A 17,911-nucleotide genomic window follows, 5' to 3' on the forward strand; every position below is an offset into this window, starting at 1 on the left:
TTTTCTAAAATAAGATTGATATTATAAAGCATCTTCAATGCTCATCTCACCGAATTGGAAGAAATATAAATAGCCGTTCACTCTTTTATTTAGTATTGTTTCTAAGGTGTTTTTGTAATATTTCATTTGAATTTTATACTTATCACGTAATTGTATTCCAATCTCTTGATCCGTCAGCCCTCTTCTTCGATTAAAAGCATCTGTTTTGTAATCTACAAAATAATATTGATTATCTTTAATAAAAATCAAATCAATCATACCTTGGATAATGGAGACATCTTCATCTAAATCTGGTATTTCATCTACACGTGCTTGATTAACTACAAATGGTAGCTCTCTGTATACTTCATCAGCTTGTGCAATTTTCATATATAAGTCACTACGAATAAATTCCATAATTCTTTCAAATTGGATATCTTTTTTAGCGTCTTCTTCAATAATGTGTTGATCAATTAACATATGAATATAGTCATCTAACTCTATTTCAGTTAATCGTTGTTCTCTAAATGGAAGATGCTGCATAACGGTATGCATCAATGTACCAATTTCATTAGCTTTACGTTTTCTTTCTTGTCTTAAGAATTTAGGACGTTCATAAGTATAAGCACCAATGCGATATTGTCTTACTCTATCGTAACTTGTTCCATCTTCTTTAGTTTCTAATTGACGTTTTAATTCAGATACAGATTGTTTTGATGGCTTTTGAGTATTTTTTATAAATGGATACTTAAACGTTAATTGATGAATCATTTGTTGTTCGTTTTCTTTATTATTCGGAGCCTCTTCTTCAATATCATTGATAGTTCGATGTAATGTCTCATTTGAATCACTTATTAAAGATAATTCATCAAAATGAATGATTTTCAAATCTACATATGGTTTCAAACTGTCATCTAATTGATTGATAGATGTCTCAAATTGATAATCGGATGTGATAGATTGAGATAAGTGTTTCGCTAAAATACTATATACCAGATTAAAAGGTCGTTCTACTGATAATCTTTTATGAAGTGCAATGAGTTGATTTGAAATAGGCAAACGTTCATACTTTCTTAACTTTTCTTCTTTATCTACCGTTCCGATTAGAATGAGCTGTTCTTTTGCACGAGTTAATGCCACATACATTAAACGCATCTCTTCAGAAATCAATTCTTTTTCTGTTAACGATTTAACAACTACAGATGAAAGTGATGGATAAGAAATATTATCTGTTAAATCATAGTACTCCATTCCTAAACCATATTTTTGATTTAATACTAAAGGTTTCCGAATATCTTCTTTATTAAAATTCTTAGAAAGACCAGAATAAATAACATATGGAAACTCTAAACCTTTACTGCTATGAATTGTCATCATTCGAACTACATTATCATTAGGTCCTATCACATTTTCTTCACCAAAATCTTTTTTACGCTCTATCAATTCATCGATAAATCTTATAAATTGATAAAGTCCTCTAAACGTAGAGTTTTCAAATTCTATTGCTTTATTAAACAATCCAAAAAGATTAGCACGTCTGCCTTTACCACCAATCAGTCCGCTAAAATATTGAATGACATAATGATCATTATAGAACTTATCAATTAACTGATACACAGGATGTGTTTGCCCATAATCTTGATATAAATGTATATCTTCAATAAAACGACGTAATTTATCAACTAATTGTGTGTTAGCTTGATCATATTTTATATAGTGTAAAATTGATTGATAAAAGTAATCATCATTTGAACTGACTACTCGAATTTCAGCAAGTTCATCTTCAGTAAATTGATAAATAACAGAGCGCATTAACCCAACTAGATAAATATCTTGCAATGGGTTATCAATCGTTCTAAGAAACGATAGTACTAGTCGTACTTCCGTTTGTTCAAAATAACCTTCCTTACTATTAACATGGAACGGAATATTATTATCTTTAAATACTTTTTGCAAACGTCTAGCATTACTCATTCCACGTTCTAAAATAACAATATCTTTATAAGTTGCTTTACGATAGGCATTGTTTTTCGCATCGTAAACGAGTTTATTGTCAAGGATATGCTTTACTTGTTCAACTACATAATATGCTTCTTGTTCCTGTCTATCTAAGTCTGTGTCCTCATTTTCAGATTTAATCAGCGCATGTAATTCGAGTGGCATTGGTTTTTCTGGATAATAATGAGCGCCGAAATATAAACGCGCATCGGCATCATAATTAATTTCTCCAACCGCTTCATCCATCATATGATCAAAAAGATAATTAGTCGTTGAAAGTACTTCCTTTCTTGAGCGGAAGTTATTAGATAAGTCAATTCGAAGTCCCGTTTGTTGCCCTTCTTTAGTGAATCGATGATATTTACTCATAAACAATGTAGGATCCGCTTGTCTAAACTTATAAATAGATTGCTTTACGTCTCCCACCATAAATAAGTTGCCATCTAATTCATCACCACGTTTGATAGTAGATATAATTGCCTCTTGTACCTGATTGGTATCTTGATATTCATCAATAAGTATTTCTTCAAATTGATGACGATAATCTTTAGCGATAGTAGAAGGCATCCCGTTTTCATCTGTTAATATTTGTAAGGCAAAATGTTCATAATCTGCAAAGTCTAGTACATTTCTACTACGTTTTTTCTTAGCAAAATCATTAATGATATCTTTAATGATTTGAACTAAATATTTTATCCGAGGCGCTAACTGTTTCATATCGTCTTTAAGTTCATCTACTGACCGCATTAAATATTTATTTTTTACATCTTGAATGGTTTCATTATATTCTTTATAGAAAGATTTAATATCTTCAAGTGTCTCTAAATCTTCATTTTCTTTTTTTATTTTTGATGACATTTGTGGAAATTTTTCAGGTGTATGATTAAGAAGTGCATCTCTATTCAAAACACCATCTTCTAATATGCTTTGACATATCATTTTCTCTCTTTGGACAACTTCTAAATGTTTTTCAACAGCATTACAATAGGATAAAAGATTTTCTGCTTCAAGAAGTGAGTCAAATGCTGCTTTCATATATATTTCTGCAAGTATTTTTAATTCTTTAAGGTAGTCTTGTTGCTTCTCATCATTCTCGTAAGGATCAACTAATGAATCTAACCATTTAAATGGTGAAGGATTAGCTATACTAAAATAATAAAATCGCTTTAACATTTCTCTAAATCCATCGTCATTTCTATCATTTGATAGTTGTTCGACTAAAGTCAAAAATTCAATATCAGGATTTTCATAATGATGTTCTAGTACTTCATCAATTGATTGCTCCAATAAAAGTACGTTTTCTACTTCACTAATCGTTCTAAAATTAGGGTCTAGTTGGATAACATCATAATGTTGTTGAATCACCTTTAAACAAAAACTATGCAGTGTAGAAATTTGAGCTTGATGTATTTTTATACGTTGACTTTTTAAGTGTTCATTCTTAGGATCCTCTAATGAAGCTTGTTGAATACGTTGTTCTACACGATGTTTCATCTCTCTAGCACTTAAGTTCGTAAATGTTACTACAAGTAATTTATCAACATCTACTTCATCTCTTAAGATTTTTTGAATAATACGTTCAACTAGAACAGCTGTTTTTCCTGAGCCAGCAGCTGCTGCAACTAGTATATCTTGTCCTTTTGCATATATACTGTTCCATTGTGCATCCGTCCATTGTGCGTCTTTAGGTTTTATCGGAATATTATTCATTGTCCTCACCGCTTTCTAATTCGACCTCTTGAATTGCTTGAATTGGATTAATCGATTCATCTACATGGCGATAATGTTTACTATCAATAAGGCTATCTACGTGACATACTGACTGGAAACTACAAAATTCACATGGTAATTTGTCTTCAAATTTAAGTGGAGCTACTTCTGTATGACCATCCATAATATTTGAAGCAGTCTCAATAAAATTATTTTTATTGTGTTGAATAAATTTATGAATCGTTGTTTCATCAGCAACTTGGCTTCCCCGTGCACTAATACCTCCATCTTTTTTTAATGTCACGGGTACAATATCTGATTTAGATATCTCGTTAAGTCTTATATCCATAGCATCGATAACTTCAGCATCACTATTGATTAATCCTTTTAATTTATATTCTTTTAGAATAGCTTGATTAATATTTTTCTTATTTAATGCCTCTTCAGTTAAATCGCCCCATTTTTCAAATTTCAAACGTTCATCATGAATGTGGAAATATAACAATCCACCTGGTTTAACCTCTGAACTTAAACCAAGTCGCTCTGAATTTTGTAATACGATATCCATATACGTCATCATTTGCATCTGTTTACCATAATAAACTTTTTTCAAATTTAAATTGGCGCTATGATTAGATGATTTATAATCAATAATATTTACAAAACTTGTATTATTTTTTGTATAAGTATCGATACGATCAATTTGTCCACGAATATGAATCGGAATCCCTTGTGTCGTCATTAAGGGATGTGCAATCAACTCTTCTTCAGTTCTTGGTTTCTTTCTAAAAGCAGTTTCAAAACGTTTTGGTCTAAATTTTGTATTCTCATTTTGATAACGAAGTGCCTTTAAAGTACTTTCAACAATGACACCTATACGTTTAGATACATAACGATAATATGCATTGGAATCCATTAAATTAAATTGCACTTGTGGTAAAACATGTTGTAGAGCTTCTTCTGTAAGTGCATGGATTTTCTGATTATCCAGTTGACTAAATTCTCCGTTTACTTTATCCGAAATATATTTTAAAGCATTATGAAAAATATTACCTAAATCAAAACTTTCAAGTTGATATTTGGTACGTTCATTTAAACGAAGACCGTAAGTAGCATAATGTTGGAACGGGCAATCATTATAACCTTCAAATCGTGAAACACTAGCATTAATAGACGTTCCATATAATGCTTCTGACAATTGTGGTGTGAGTTGAATGGTTTCATTATCATATGTTAATGCTGTTGATAAATAGTTTATACTGTCATTTAATTCTTCATTTTCACTTATAACTTTATAAGCATCAAGCCACGTATCTGCTACCGCTTCTTCTTCCAACCACGATTTCAATGCTTCAAATAAATGAATTTTAGTTTGATGTGGATGTTCCATTAATGTAAGAGGATAAGCATGATGCAGATAATGAATATTTTGGATATCCAAATTACTGAACAATGCTTGAATCTGATTTAAAAATGGACTTTTCTCTTTTTCATCTCCTTGCATCCCCATAAGACTATATGAAAAAGTCATTTGTTCACATGCACGTGTCATAGCAATGTAGCATACAAATGCTTCATCCATTTGTAAGATATCAGAGGTTGGACTTAATTCAACACTTCCCTGTTCCTCTAACAAACGTTTTTCTTCATCAGTGATTAAACTTGAAGATGACATGGACTGTGGCATCACTCCATCATTCATCCCAACCATATAAACATGTTTTTTATTATCAACTTTTGCTAAATCCATAGTCCCTATGCTCACTTGATCCAATGTTTGAGGAATCATTACAAATTCGAGTTGTTCAAGTCCAATGTCAAATACTTCTAAGAATCGATTTAAACTCATTTCTTCTTCTTCAAATACTGTGACTAAATCATCTAGTATTTGTATTAATCCATTCCATAATTGGTCAATTTCTTCTGCTTTCTCATGGTCCCCTTTTAAATCTAGTTCATCACGGTGAGCCATTAAATATTTAGGTAAATCAAAAGCTTCCATTGTTTCATAAAATGCAGTTGCATAATCTCTAACATTTTTAGAGTGAAGCATGGCTTGCTCAAAACGAAGTATTTTATTTACAACATCATCCTTTAAGCGTATGACGTCTTCAAATGCTTCTTTTTCTTCTTCAGTTAATTGATGCGCTTTACGTCCCATTTTTGTAAAATTATCGATATTAAACAATTTATCATCTAACCATTTTTTACCGTAAATACCTCGTTCAATGACAAAGTTTTCTAATAGATCAATTAAGTAACTACTATTTTTAAATTGATGAGATAAAATATTGGTTTTAAATAGTCTCATCATTGGACTAAGCCCCATATTACTTTGGATAACTTCTAATAAAGAACGTATCATTTCCATTATAGGATGATGTGTCATCGATTTTTTAGTATCAATATTATAAGGAATATCGTATTGTGGCAAAATAGATTCAAATAGATAAGCATATGTTTCATCTCTATATAAAATTGCAATATCTTGATATCTAAAGTGTTTATCACGTGTATCTTTAATAATACGTCGTGCTATTTCATTAACTTCTTCTCTCATATTCGATGACTCAAGTAAATCAATATAACCATGTGATTGAGTTGGATTAACTTGAAGTGCGTCAAATTGTTGTTCTAATTGTAATAAATCTTTATTTTTGAAACGATATGGTGTTGTAAAATAATGTTCATTTAAAGGTATATGTAATTCATTTGCAATTTCTTTTAAGTGAATAAGTACGTCAGAAGGTTTTCTAAACATACTAAAGTGATCTTCATTACCATCTGTAGTTAATAATATAGTAACTTGTTTAGCATTTTGTACTAATGCTTTAATAATTTGATATTCAAGCGTTGAAAAGTTATAAAATCCATCTATATAAATATCAGCATGCTTAATCCACTCAGATTTGTGCATTATTTCAATAAAATAATTAAGACTGTCTTCAGCGGTAATAAATTCTCCATTTAATCGTTCTTCAAAATAATGATAAATAAGCGAAATATCTTCTAGTTTATGTCGGGTTCTTGTTTGTAATTCATTATCTTCTAAAAATAAGTCAAGTTGATGAGGTGTTACAGAATATTTCTTAAAATCTTGGATTTGTTCACTTAATTTTTCACTAAAACCATAATAATCTGCTTGAGATTGATATAATTTCATTTCTGATTTGTGTTGTTGAACGATATTGAATATCATCATTTCAATAGCTGCTTTAGTTAAACGTGTTTCAGTTAATCCTCCGAGTTCTTGAAAGATTCTATAGCTCAAACGCTCAAAATGTAAAACTTCCGTTCTTAAACTCCCATTTAACTCTCGATCATTTACGAAAGATTGCTCCAATTGAAACGTACTTTGGGTAGGTGCAATTAAAATGATAGGATCTCCAAGAGGATTTTCTTTCATTTGTTGTTTAATATTTTTAATCATATGATACGATTTACCGGTACCAGCTCTTCCAAGATATGTATTTAATTCCATTATCTACACGCTCCTTTAAACTCATTTTACCACGGAACATACGTTCTTAAAAAGTAAAGTAGATAAAATAAAAGTAGAATGCGAATTCACCTGAATTGACATTCTACTTTTATTTTAAATTGATATCCTACTTATCTGGATTAAAATTAAATTTAAAATTATTTAATGGCCAAAATCTAAATGATACTTTACCGACGATTTGTTGTTTATCTATTAATCCAAACGCTCTACTATCTTTACTAACTTCACGGTTATCTCCTAATACTAAGTATTTATTTTTAGGAATAACGTTAGAGTTAGGATGAGCATTAAGAAGATCCTTAGTTTCAAAAGATCCTGTAATGTACTCTCCTTGTTTATGTTTTTCATTATAGTCTAAGTAAGGCTCATTTACCTTTTTCTCATTAATATATAGCTGATCTTTTTTATATGTCACACTATCTCCTGGTACGCCTATTACTCTTTTAACATAGTTATCAGATTGATTAGCATGGAAGACAATAACATTTCCTTTTTTTATGTTTCCTACCTTATAACCTAAAATGTTAACCATCACATGTTGTCCATCTTTTAATGTTGGATCCATAGAGTCGCCTTTTATTGTATAGGATTTGGCAACAAAAGTGACTACAAGCCATACGAGCAATAAGCCTACAGCTATCGCAACAATCCATTCTGTTATTTCTTTTTTCAAATATAACACCTCATCTATTTATTAAACTCATAGTTGAATGATCTAAAAGGATAATACCTTAGACATACATTTCCTATAACATCACTTTTTTTAATTAATCCATATTTTCTCGAATCAGTTAATGTATTACTATTATCATTCAACACTAAAAATGAGTCAGGTGGAATAATATCCCCATCAGTATTTTCTAAATCTCGTAATGCGAAATCATTAATATCTCTATTTTTAGCATAATATTTATTCACTTGTCTATCATCTTTATATAATTTACCATGCCTTATTTCTACCGATTCGCCTGCTTTCCCAATAATACGGCTAAAATGGATTTGATCATGATGACGATACATAATAATATCGCCTTCATTTAATAAATTGAATGTCACTTTCAATTTATTAATCATTATATAATCATTTTTATTTAGAGTGGGGGCCATCTCATTAGTATGAACAATTGCACTTCTTAGTAAAAAATTTTGGATAAATATCACAAAAATAATTGCTAAAATAATGGAGATACTCGTACTTATAATTCGACGCAAAATGTCACTCCTCATGTGTTCCCATAAAATGTTTTTCAACTCTTTTTCCAATAAACCATATGACTATAGTAACAATAATTAAAATAATTGCTCTTATAGGATGGGTTAAAAATGTAGTCACTTCTCTACCCATCACTGCTAAAAATGAGATGGAAATAAACTTTGAAAATAATAAAATAATAAAATAATTCTTCATTTTAATATGAGAAAAACTAGCTACAAAGTTTACTACTGTATTAGGTGTAAATGGAAAACACATTAATATAAAAATAGGAACAAGTCCTTGTTTATCTATAAAATGTGTAAGTTTTTTCACACCTTTTTTTGCTTTAACTCTTTGCATAAAAGATGCATCAACGAATTTCCTGAAAAAATAAAATACAGTAAATGTCCCAGCAACGATCCCTAACCAACTAATAATGGTTCCTGTAATAAAACCATAAGCATGAACATTTAAGATGACATATAGAGTTAAAGGAAAAACAGGAATCATAGCTCTTAAATAGAGAATAATAAAACCTGCAAAGTATCCTAATTGTTGTAACACATTAAACCAATGTTCAATTTGATGAAACACTATATCATCAAATCCTTTCTTGAAATTTCATCATTCTCTATTGAGTATAAAATTATTTTACACTCTTTTCTTAAAAAAACTATTAATTCAATAAGAAATCAGTCACAAGTACTAGATAACAGATTTAACATTAGTCATATTAATCATTTAAAAGAGAGTGAGACTGAATTCAAAACGAATTCAGTTTCCTTCTCTTGACCCCATATTACGTTAAACAAAAACTTCTTTTTATGAAAGTCTAGTATGTTGAAAAAGATTGATATAAGTATATATTCAATTGAGTCATTGACTGCCAATATATAAAAAACGCCTAAGACAGCTCATCATGTCCTAGGCTTTAAACTATCATTTTATTTAAATTTATGTTGATATTATAAACGTTCTTCTAATTCTTTTTTCTTATCTTCATAACCTGGTTTACCAAGTAAAGCAAACATATTTTGTTTATAAGCTTCTACACCAGGTTGGTTAAATGGATTAACACCTAATTGATAGCCACTCATCGCACAAGCTAATTCAAAGAAGTAAACAACATAACCGAATGTTTCTTCATCTAAACGTGGGATATTCACAACGATATTAGGAACGCCACCATCAGTATGAGCTAATAACGTACCTTCAAATGCTTTTGTATTAACTTCATCGATTGTTTTTCCAGCTAAATAATTTAAGCCATCTAAATCGTCATCATCTTTTTCAATTGTAATATCATGTTTAGATTGATTTACTTTTACAACAGTTTCAAATAAGAAACGGCGTCCTTCTTGAACGTACTGACCTAATGAATGTAAATCAGTAGTATAGTTTGCGCTTGAAGGATAAATACCTTTAAAGTCTTTACCTTCAGATTCACCGTATAACTGTTTCCACCATTCATTAAAGTACTGCATAGATGGTTCGTAGTTAATTAACATTTCAGTTGTATAACCTTTACTATAAAGAACATTTCGAATTGTTGCATATTGATATGCAATATTCTCTTCTAAATTTTCAGATGATAGTTCTTTACGAGCTTTATTTGCCCCATTCATAATTGCTTCAATATCAATACCTGCAGTTGCAATTGGTAATAATCCTACTGCAGTTAATACTGAATAACGACCACCTACATCATCAGGTACAACAAATGTTTCATAACTTTCATTATCTGCTAATTGTTTCAATGCACCTTTTGCTTTATCAGTTGTAGCAAAAATACGTTTTTTTGCTTCGTCTTTACCATATTTTTCTTCAACTAATTGTTTAAACAATCTAAATGCTACAGCAGGCTCAGTCGTTGTTCCTGATTTAGAAATAACATTTACTGAAAAGTCTTTATCAGACAAGTAATTCACTAATTCTTGTGTATAACTTGAAGATAAGTGATTTCCTACAAATACAATCTCAGGATATTCTGTACTGTTACGGAAAGATGAAGTAAGCATTTCAATTGCAGCACGTGCACCTAAATATGAACCGCCAATTCCGATAACTACCAATACATCTGAATTCGATTGAATATGTTTTGCTGCTTTTTGAATTCTAGAAAACTCTTCTTTATCATAATCTTCAGGTAAATTTACCCAACCTAAAAAGTCGCTTCCAGCACCTGTACCTTCATGAATCGTTTTATGAATTGTTTTTACAATATCTTTTTGTTGATCAAGTTCATGTTGACCAAAAAATTCTAACGTTTTTCCATAATCTAATTGAATATGAGTCATTTATAAATCCTCCAATGTTTATGAATTAGTTTCATTTTACTAACTTTAAGTTATCTATTCAATGAACAAGTTCAATTATTCAAAAAATAGTCTGTTTTTTTTAGAATAATTAAATTACCTTACCTTGTAATGAATACACAATCGAAACAGCAATAAACTCCTTAGTTGTAGTAATATTCAATAAATATAGAAATAACAATAGATGATTAATGATATTCAAATTATCTTTATTTTGTATAAATATGTAAAAAAATGGTTTTATTTTCATAATAAATCTGTTAGTATAGAATTATATCAATTTTCAGAAAATTTTGAGGTGACAATATGAAAGATAAAATTGTTTTAGCTTATTCAGGTGGATTAGATACTAGTGTAGCCGTTAAATGGCTTATAGATAAAGGATATGACGTAGTGGCAGTATGTTTAGATGTTGGCGAAGGTAAAGATTTAGATGTTGTTTATTCTAAAGCATTAGACATGGGCGCCATCGAATGTCATATTATTGATGCAACTAAAGAATTTAGTGAAGATTATGTAAGTTATGCAATAAAAGGAAATTTAATGTATGAAAATAGTTATCCTTTAGTATCTGCGCTTTCAAGACCGTTAATAGCGAAGAAATTAGTAGAAATTGCTGAACAAACAAAGTCAATCGGTATTGCACATGGTTGTACTGGTAAAGGTAATGATCAAGTACGTTTTGAAGTAGCAATTAAAGCACTTAACCCTAATTTGAAAACATTTGCTCCTGTTAGAGAGTGGGGCTGGAGTCGTGAAGAAGAAATCGACTATGCAATCAAACATGGTATTCCTGTAAGTATTAATCATGATTCACCTTATTCAATCGATCAAAATTTATGGGGTCGTGCAAATGAATGTGGTATTTTAGAAGATCCATATGCTGCTCCACCGAAAGATGCATATGATTTAACTGCTGAATTAGAGGATACACCAGATACACCAGATGAAATTATCTTATCATTTAAAAATGGTGTTCCTGTTCAACTTAACCATAAAGACTATGATTTAGATCAGCTAATTCTAACATTAAATGATTTAGCTGGTAAACATGGTATCGGACGTATCGATCACGTAGAGAATCGTTTAGTTGGTATAAAATCACGTGAAGTATATGAAACGCCAGGTGCTGAAGTGATATTAAAAGCTCATAAATCTTTAGAAACATTAACATTAACTAAAGATGTAGCGCATTTTAAACCGGTCATTGAAAAACAATTTGCTGAACAAACATATAATGGTTTATGGTTCTCACCTTTAACAGACAGTCTAAAGCAATTCATTGATAGCACTCAACAATATGTTGAAGGAGATGTCAGAGTTAAATTATTTAAAGGTAATGCTATTGTTAATGGTAGAAAATCGCCTTATACACTTTATGATGAAAAGTTAGCAACTTATACTAAAGAAGATGCTTTTGATCAATCAGCTGCAGTCGGCTTTATCGATATTTATGGACTACCAACACAAGTAAATGCTTATTTACATGGAGGTTATAGTAATGAGTAATAAAGCATGGGGAGGTCGTTTTCAACAACAACCTGAAGAGTGGGTAGATGAGTTTAATGCTTCTATTGACTTTGACCAAACGCTTTTAGATGAGGATATTCAAGGTAGTATTGCACATGCAACAATGCTTGCACACCAAAACATTATTTCTGAAGAAGAAAAAAATGCCATTGTAAAAGGTTTGAAAGATATACAAGCAGATTTTCATAACCATAATATTGAATTTAAACATGCTTTAGAAGATATACATTTAAATATCGAACATGAACTGATACAACGCATTGGAGATCCAGGTGGCAAATTACACACAGGTCGTAGTAGAAATGATCAAGTAGCAACAGACTTACATCTCTATGTAAAAAAACAAGTCATTGAGATTCAAGCACTCATTCGTTCATTCCAAGAGTCTATTTTAACTTTAGCAAAATCTCATGTAGACACGATCATGCCAGGTTATACGCACTTACAACGTGCTCAACCTATTTCTTTCGCACATCACATCATGACATATTTTTGGATGTTAGAAAGAGACTATACACGTTTTGCAGATAGTTTAAAACGTATTGATATATCTCCACTTGGCGCTGCAGCATTGAGTGGCACTACACATCCTATCGATAGACATAAAACTCAAGAACTACTTGGTTTTGAATATATTTATGAAAATAGTCTTGATGCAGTGAGTGATCGTGATTACATTATTGAAACATTGCATAATATATCATTAACAATGACTCACCTATCACGTTTTGCGGAAGAAATTATTTTTTGGTCTACGGATGAAGCGAAATTTATTACACTATCTGATGCATTTTCTACTGGTTCATCTATTATGCCTCAAAAGAAAAATCCAGATATGGCTGAACTCATTCGTGGTAAAGTGGGACGTACGACAGGACATTTAATGAGTATGCTTGTCACATTGAAAGGATTGCCTCTTGCATATAATAAAGACTTACAAGAGGATAAAGAAGGTTTATTTGATTCAGTTCGTACGATTAAAGGTTCATTACGTATTTTTGAAGGCATGCTTAATACGTTAACAGTTAATACTAATCGTTTAAATGAAACAGTGCATCAAGATTTCTCTAACGCAACAGAACTTGCAGATTATTTAGTAGATAAGAATGTACCGTTTAGAACAGCACATGAAATTGTAGGAAAAATTGTCTTTGAATGTATTCAACAAGGCATCTATTTATTAGATGTACCATTTGAACGTTATCAAGAATTAAATGATAAAATCGAAGAAGATGTATATGATTACTTAAAACCAGAAAATTGTTTAAATAGAAGAAAAAGTTATGGTTCTACAGGCCAAGATGCTGTGCGTCATCAATTAAACGTTGCAGAAAATATTTTAAAACAATAATAAATACTATTATTAAATGACTATGAAATTGAATAAATAAAGATTCTAATAAAGCATCTACTTAAAGATTGACTTTAAATCGCTTAATCATTTTATAAGAAGGTTTTTGATTTTGTGAAGATTACATCACTTGTAAGAATAAGTACTGAACTTTCTTTTCATAGAGTAAGTTAAGTCATGTTAGAATCTTTATGCATAAGGCACTTCGTTAATTTAGTTTAGTGATGTTTATTAAATTATACGAAAGTGCCTTATTTTTTTAAGTATTTCAATGTAAAATTGCATATAAATACAAAGTAATTTGGCAAGACTCATTTTTTAGTTAAATTTAATTTAATTATTTTAACTTTCTCTATATTTATTGTTAATAAATTAATAGTTCTGCTAAAATTTTGAAAAAATTATTCTAAAAATTTCTTCTCTTTGCTAAAGTTTTAATGTATTTTTAAATTGCATTGAGAGGATGAGTTTTTTGAAGGTTTCTAAAAAAGCAATGATATCTAGTTTACCAATAGCCACTATCGGTTTAGTAACATTACATAATCCAGTAGAAGCAAATAATAATCATAACAACTATAGCACTACTTCTAATTCTGCTGCAACACATCAACAGTTTAATCAATCACAAAATAAATATACGTCAGTAGCGATTAGTAAACATCGTAATCAAGATCATTCGAATTGGATGACCAACTTAACTGGCGAACGTTTTACGACTATCGCTCATAGAGGTGCAAGTGGCTATGCGCCGGAACATACGTTTCATGCATATGATAAAAGTCATAATGAGTTAGGGGCGTCGTATATTGAATTAGACTTACAACGTACGAAAGATGGACAACTTGTAGCAATGCATGACGAAACCGTTGATCGTACAACAAACGGTACAGGTCGTGTCGAAGACTATACACTCGCACAACTTAAACAACTAGATGCTGGGTCATGGTTTAACAATGCTCACCCTGAATATGCGAAACCAGAATATAAAAATGCTAAAGTCCCTACTCTAGATGAAATTTTATCTCGATACGGTACAAAGGCTAATTATTATATTGAAACTAAAAATCCTAATGTATATCCAGGTATGGAAGAACAACTACTTGAAACATTAAAAAAACATCACATGTTAACTGGTAACTCTTTAAATCATGGACATATATTAATTCAGTCTTTCTCAGAAGAAAGTTTACAAAAAATGCATCAATTAGATTCACGAGTACCATTGATTCGATTACTTGATAAAAATGAATTGCAACAACAAAGTGAAGCAGATTTACAACATATTCTCTCATATGCCATAGGTGTCGGCCCAGATTATACTAGTTTAAACGCTGAAAACACTAAGCATTTAAAAGATTTAGGTTTCCTAATTCATCCTTATACAGTAGATAAAACTACAGATATGCAACGTTTAAATCAATATGGTGTTGACGGTCTATTTACAAATTTTGCTGATAAATATAAAGCTACTATCCCAAACGAGTAATTTTATTAATTAAATCACTCTATAAAAAACCTCCCAATAACGAGTATATATTTCTCATCATTGGGAGGTTCATTTTTAATAGTTATATTTACGCCCATCCACGATAGCGTGCTGCTTCAGCGGTACGTTTAATTCCTACAATATAAGCTGCCAATCTCATATCAATTTTTCTATTCTGAGCTAATTCATAAATAGTATCAAAAGCCTCGATTAATTTTTCCCGTAATTTTTCATTGACTTCATCTTCTGACCAGTAATAACCTTGGTTGTTTTGTACCCATTCAAAATAAGATACTGTCACGCCACCTGCACTTGCTAATACATCGGGTACGAGTAAAACGCCACGTTCAGTTAAAATACGTGTAGCTTCTGGAGTGGTTGGTCCATTTGCCGCTTCTACAACAATATCAGCTTTAATATCGTGTGCATTATCTTCTGTGATTTGATTTGAAATTGCAGCCGGTACTAAAATATCACAATCAAGTTCGAATAATTCTTTATTTGAAATTGTATCTTCAAATAAGTTAGTTACAGTACCAAAGCTATCACGACGATCTAGTAAGTAATCGATATCTAAGCCATTAGGATCATGTAATGCACCATACGCGTCTGAAATACCAACTACTTTAGCACCCATATCATTTAAAAATTTAGCTAAGAAACTTCCAGCGTTCCCAAAGCCTTGAATCACAATACGTGACCCTTTAATTTCTTTTCCTCTACGCTTAGCAGCTTGTTCAATAGCAATCACTACGCCAAGAGCAGTAGAACGATCACGTCCTTGTGAGCCACCTAAGACAATTGGCTTACCAGTAATAAAACCTGGAGAATTAAACTTATCTAAAGCACTATATTCATCCATCATCCAAGCCATAATTTGAGAATTTGTAAACACATCTGGAGCAGGAATATCTTTAGTTGGTCCTACAAATTGAGAAATTGCACGTACATATCCTCGTGATAAACGTTCTACTTCATGAATACTCATTTGACGTGGATCACATACAATACCACCTTTACCTCCACCATAAGGTAAGTTGACAATGCCACATTTTAAAGTCATCCACATCGATAAAGCTTTGACTTCTTCTTCATCTACATCAGGATGGAAACGAACGCCACCTTTAGTAGGACCTACAGCGTCATTATGTTGTGCACGATACCCAGTAAATGTTTTAACTGTACCATCGTCCATACGTACTGGAATACGTACTTGCAAGAATCTTAATGGTTCTTTAATTAAATCATACATACCATCATCAAATCCCAATTTATGCAATGCTTCTTTAATGATGCTTTGTGTAGAAGTCACTAAATTATTATTCTCAGTCATAATCACTTTCGCCTCTTTTTTTTCACAAATGTTTTCGCTTTCATAAGTATTGTAACACGCCTATACTTTTTAAAGAAATTAAATCATGCCATATTACGTCATATCTATTTACTTAAATACACTTCTAATTCGATTTAATGCTTCATCTAATTCTTCTTTAGTAATAACCAAAGGTGGTGCAAAACGAATTACTGTATCATGGGTTTCTTTACATAATAAACCTTTTTCTTTCAATGCTTCACAAAATGGTCTTGCACTTTCGTGTAATTCCACACCAATGAATAACCCGCGTCCACGAACTTCTTTAATTGCAGGGTGATTAATCTTTTGTAATTCTGATTTAAAATATTCACCTAGTTCATTTGAATGTTCTGGTAAATTTTCATCGATAATGACATCTAAAGCCGCAATTGACACTGCACAAGCAAGCGGATTGCCACCAAAAGTAGAACCATGAGAACCAGGTGTAAATACATCAAGCACCTCGTTATCTGCTAATACAACTGAAATTGGTAAGACGCCTCCACCAAGCGCTTTACCCAAAATATATACATCCGGTTTAACATTATCCCAATCACATGCAAATAATTTTCCAGATCGTCCTAATCCAGCTTGAATTTCATCGGCGATAAACAAAATATTATGTTCATTACATAAATCTCTAATGGTTTTCAAATAACCTTCTGGAGGAATATTAATGCCTGCTTCGCCTTGAATAGGTTCAACTAAAACAGCTGCTGTGTTTTTATTAATTGCTTCTTTTAATTGTGTTTCATTGCCAAAGTCAACTTTACGAAAACCATCTAATAAAGGACCATATCCACGTTGATATTCAGCTTCAGATGATAAAGACACAGGGGCCATTGTACGACCATGGAAGTTCCCATTAAATGCAATAATCTCAGCTTGATTTGGTTCAATACCTTTAACATCATAGGCCCAACGACGTGCAGCTTTTAAGGCTGTTTCAACTGCTTCAGCACCTGTATTCATTGGTAGTGCTTTATCTTTACCAGCTAATTTACAAATTTTTTCGTACCATTCCCCTAAGTTATCACTATGAAAAGCACGAGAGACAAGTGTCACTTTATCTGCTTGATGTTTTAATGCTTGAATAATTTTTGGATGACGATGACCTTGGTTAACTGCTGAATATGCTGATAACATATCTATATATTTATTACCTTCTGGATCAGTAACCCAAATCCCCTCTGCTTTTGAAACAACAATTGGTAGCGGCACATAGTTATGAGCACCGTAATGGTTTGTTAGTTCAATAATTTTTTCAGATTTAGTCATAATATCTCCCCTTTGCTTATTGTTATATTAAAACTAATCACTATATTTACTGGCTTTCGCAATTCTATTTTAAAACATTAAAGTCTCTCTAAATCCATTTATGAAAGCCCTTACAAAGATAATGACATATCCTCTTATCATTTTACAAGTAAATTATTTCTATTAGCTAAAATTTTAATATAAACCTTTTTTTCTTAATAAAAAAAGGTAGTG

At 31.2% G+C, this 17,911-nt stretch carries 11 protein-coding genes; 3 read left to right on the plus strand and 8 right to left on the minus strand.

Features of this window, described 5'->3' with window-relative positions; all coding sequences use genetic code 11:
• Positions 1–21: 21 nt before the first annotated feature.
• The 6 genes from addA to NR218_RS05290 form a co-directional block, all read right to left on the minus strand.
• Positions 22–3,687, minus strand: coding sequence for a helicase-exonuclease AddAB subunit AddA (gene addA, locus NR218_RS05265; protein ID WP_054105353.1), 3,666 nt, complete (start codon positions 3,685–3,687; stop codon positions 22–24).
• On the minus strand, positions 3,680–7,168 hold the full coding sequence (gene addB / locus NR218_RS05270) for a helicase-exonuclease AddAB subunit AddB (RefSeq protein WP_265883264.1): 3,489 nt from the start codon (positions 7,166–7,168) through the stop codon (positions 3,680–3,682). The genes addA and addB overlap by 8 nt, the downstream gene beginning before the upstream one ends.
• 127 nt (positions 7,169–7,295) lie before the next feature.
• On the minus strand, positions 7,296–7,862 hold the full coding sequence (gene lepB / locus NR218_RS05275) for a signal peptidase I (protein WP_265883265.1): 567 nt from the start codon (positions 7,860–7,862) through the stop codon (positions 7,296–7,298).
• A gap of 14 nt (positions 7,863–7,876) precedes the next feature.
• Entirely contained in the window at positions 7,877–8,401 is a 525-nt protein-coding gene (gene lepB / locus NR218_RS05280) for a signal peptidase I (RefSeq protein WP_017175840.1), read from the minus strand.
• Between the two features lie 4 nt (positions 8,402–8,405).
• Positions 8,406–8,981, minus strand: coding sequence for a TVP38/TMEM64 family protein (locus NR218_RS05285; RefSeq protein WP_025987168.1), 576 nt, complete (start codon positions 8,979–8,981; stop codon positions 8,406–8,408).
• A gap of 368 nt (positions 8,982–9,349) precedes the next feature.
• Complete coding sequence (locus NR218_RS05290; protein WP_265883266.1) at positions 9,350–10,681, minus strand: glucose-6-phosphate isomerase; 1,332 nt, start codon at positions 10,679–10,681, stop codon at positions 9,350–9,352.
• 324 nt (positions 10,682–11,005) lie between these two features.
• On the opposite strand from NR218_RS05290, the gene NR218_RS05295 reads away from it, so the two are divergent.
• The 3 genes from NR218_RS05295 to NR218_RS05305 all read left to right on the plus strand — a co-directional run bounded on the left by NR218_RS05295 (position 11,006) and on the right by NR218_RS05305 (position 15,066).
• Positions 11,006–12,208: an argininosuccinate synthase gene (locus NR218_RS05295; protein ID WP_019835059.1), complete on the plus strand. Its 1,203-nt coding sequence runs from the start codon at positions 11,006–11,008 to the stop codon at positions 12,206–12,208.
• A complete protein-coding gene (argH, locus tag NR218_RS05300) occupies positions 12,201–13,580 on the plus strand; it encodes an argininosuccinate lyase (protein ID WP_019835060.1) in 1,380 nt (459 codons plus the stop codon). The genes NR218_RS05295 and argH overlap by 8 nt, the downstream gene beginning before the upstream one ends.
• A 463-nt stretch (positions 13,581–14,043) precedes the next feature.
• On the plus strand, positions 14,044–15,066 hold the full coding sequence (locus NR218_RS05305) for a glycerophosphodiester phosphodiesterase (RefSeq protein WP_416346227.1): 1,023 nt from the start codon (positions 14,044–14,046) through the stop codon (positions 15,064–15,066).
• Positions 15,067–15,154: 88 nt separating this feature from the next.
• Here the strand turns inward: NR218_RS05305 and NR218_RS05310 are convergent, their stop codons facing one another.
• Positions 15,155–16,399 carry a Glu/Leu/Phe/Val family dehydrogenase gene (locus NR218_RS05310; RefSeq protein WP_017175846.1) on the minus strand — a complete coding sequence of 415 codons (1,245 nt, stop codon included), beginning with the start codon at positions 16,397–16,399 and terminating at the stop codon, positions 15,155–15,157.
• 108 nt (positions 16,400–16,507) lie between these two features.
• Entirely contained in the window at positions 16,508–17,698 is a 1,191-nt protein-coding gene (locus NR218_RS05315; RefSeq protein WP_049420589.1) for an ornithine--oxo-acid transaminase, read from the minus strand.
• Between the last annotated feature and the right edge of the window lie 213 nt (positions 17,699–17,911).

The organism is Staphylococcus sp. SUC_1.2, assembly GCF_026222585.1.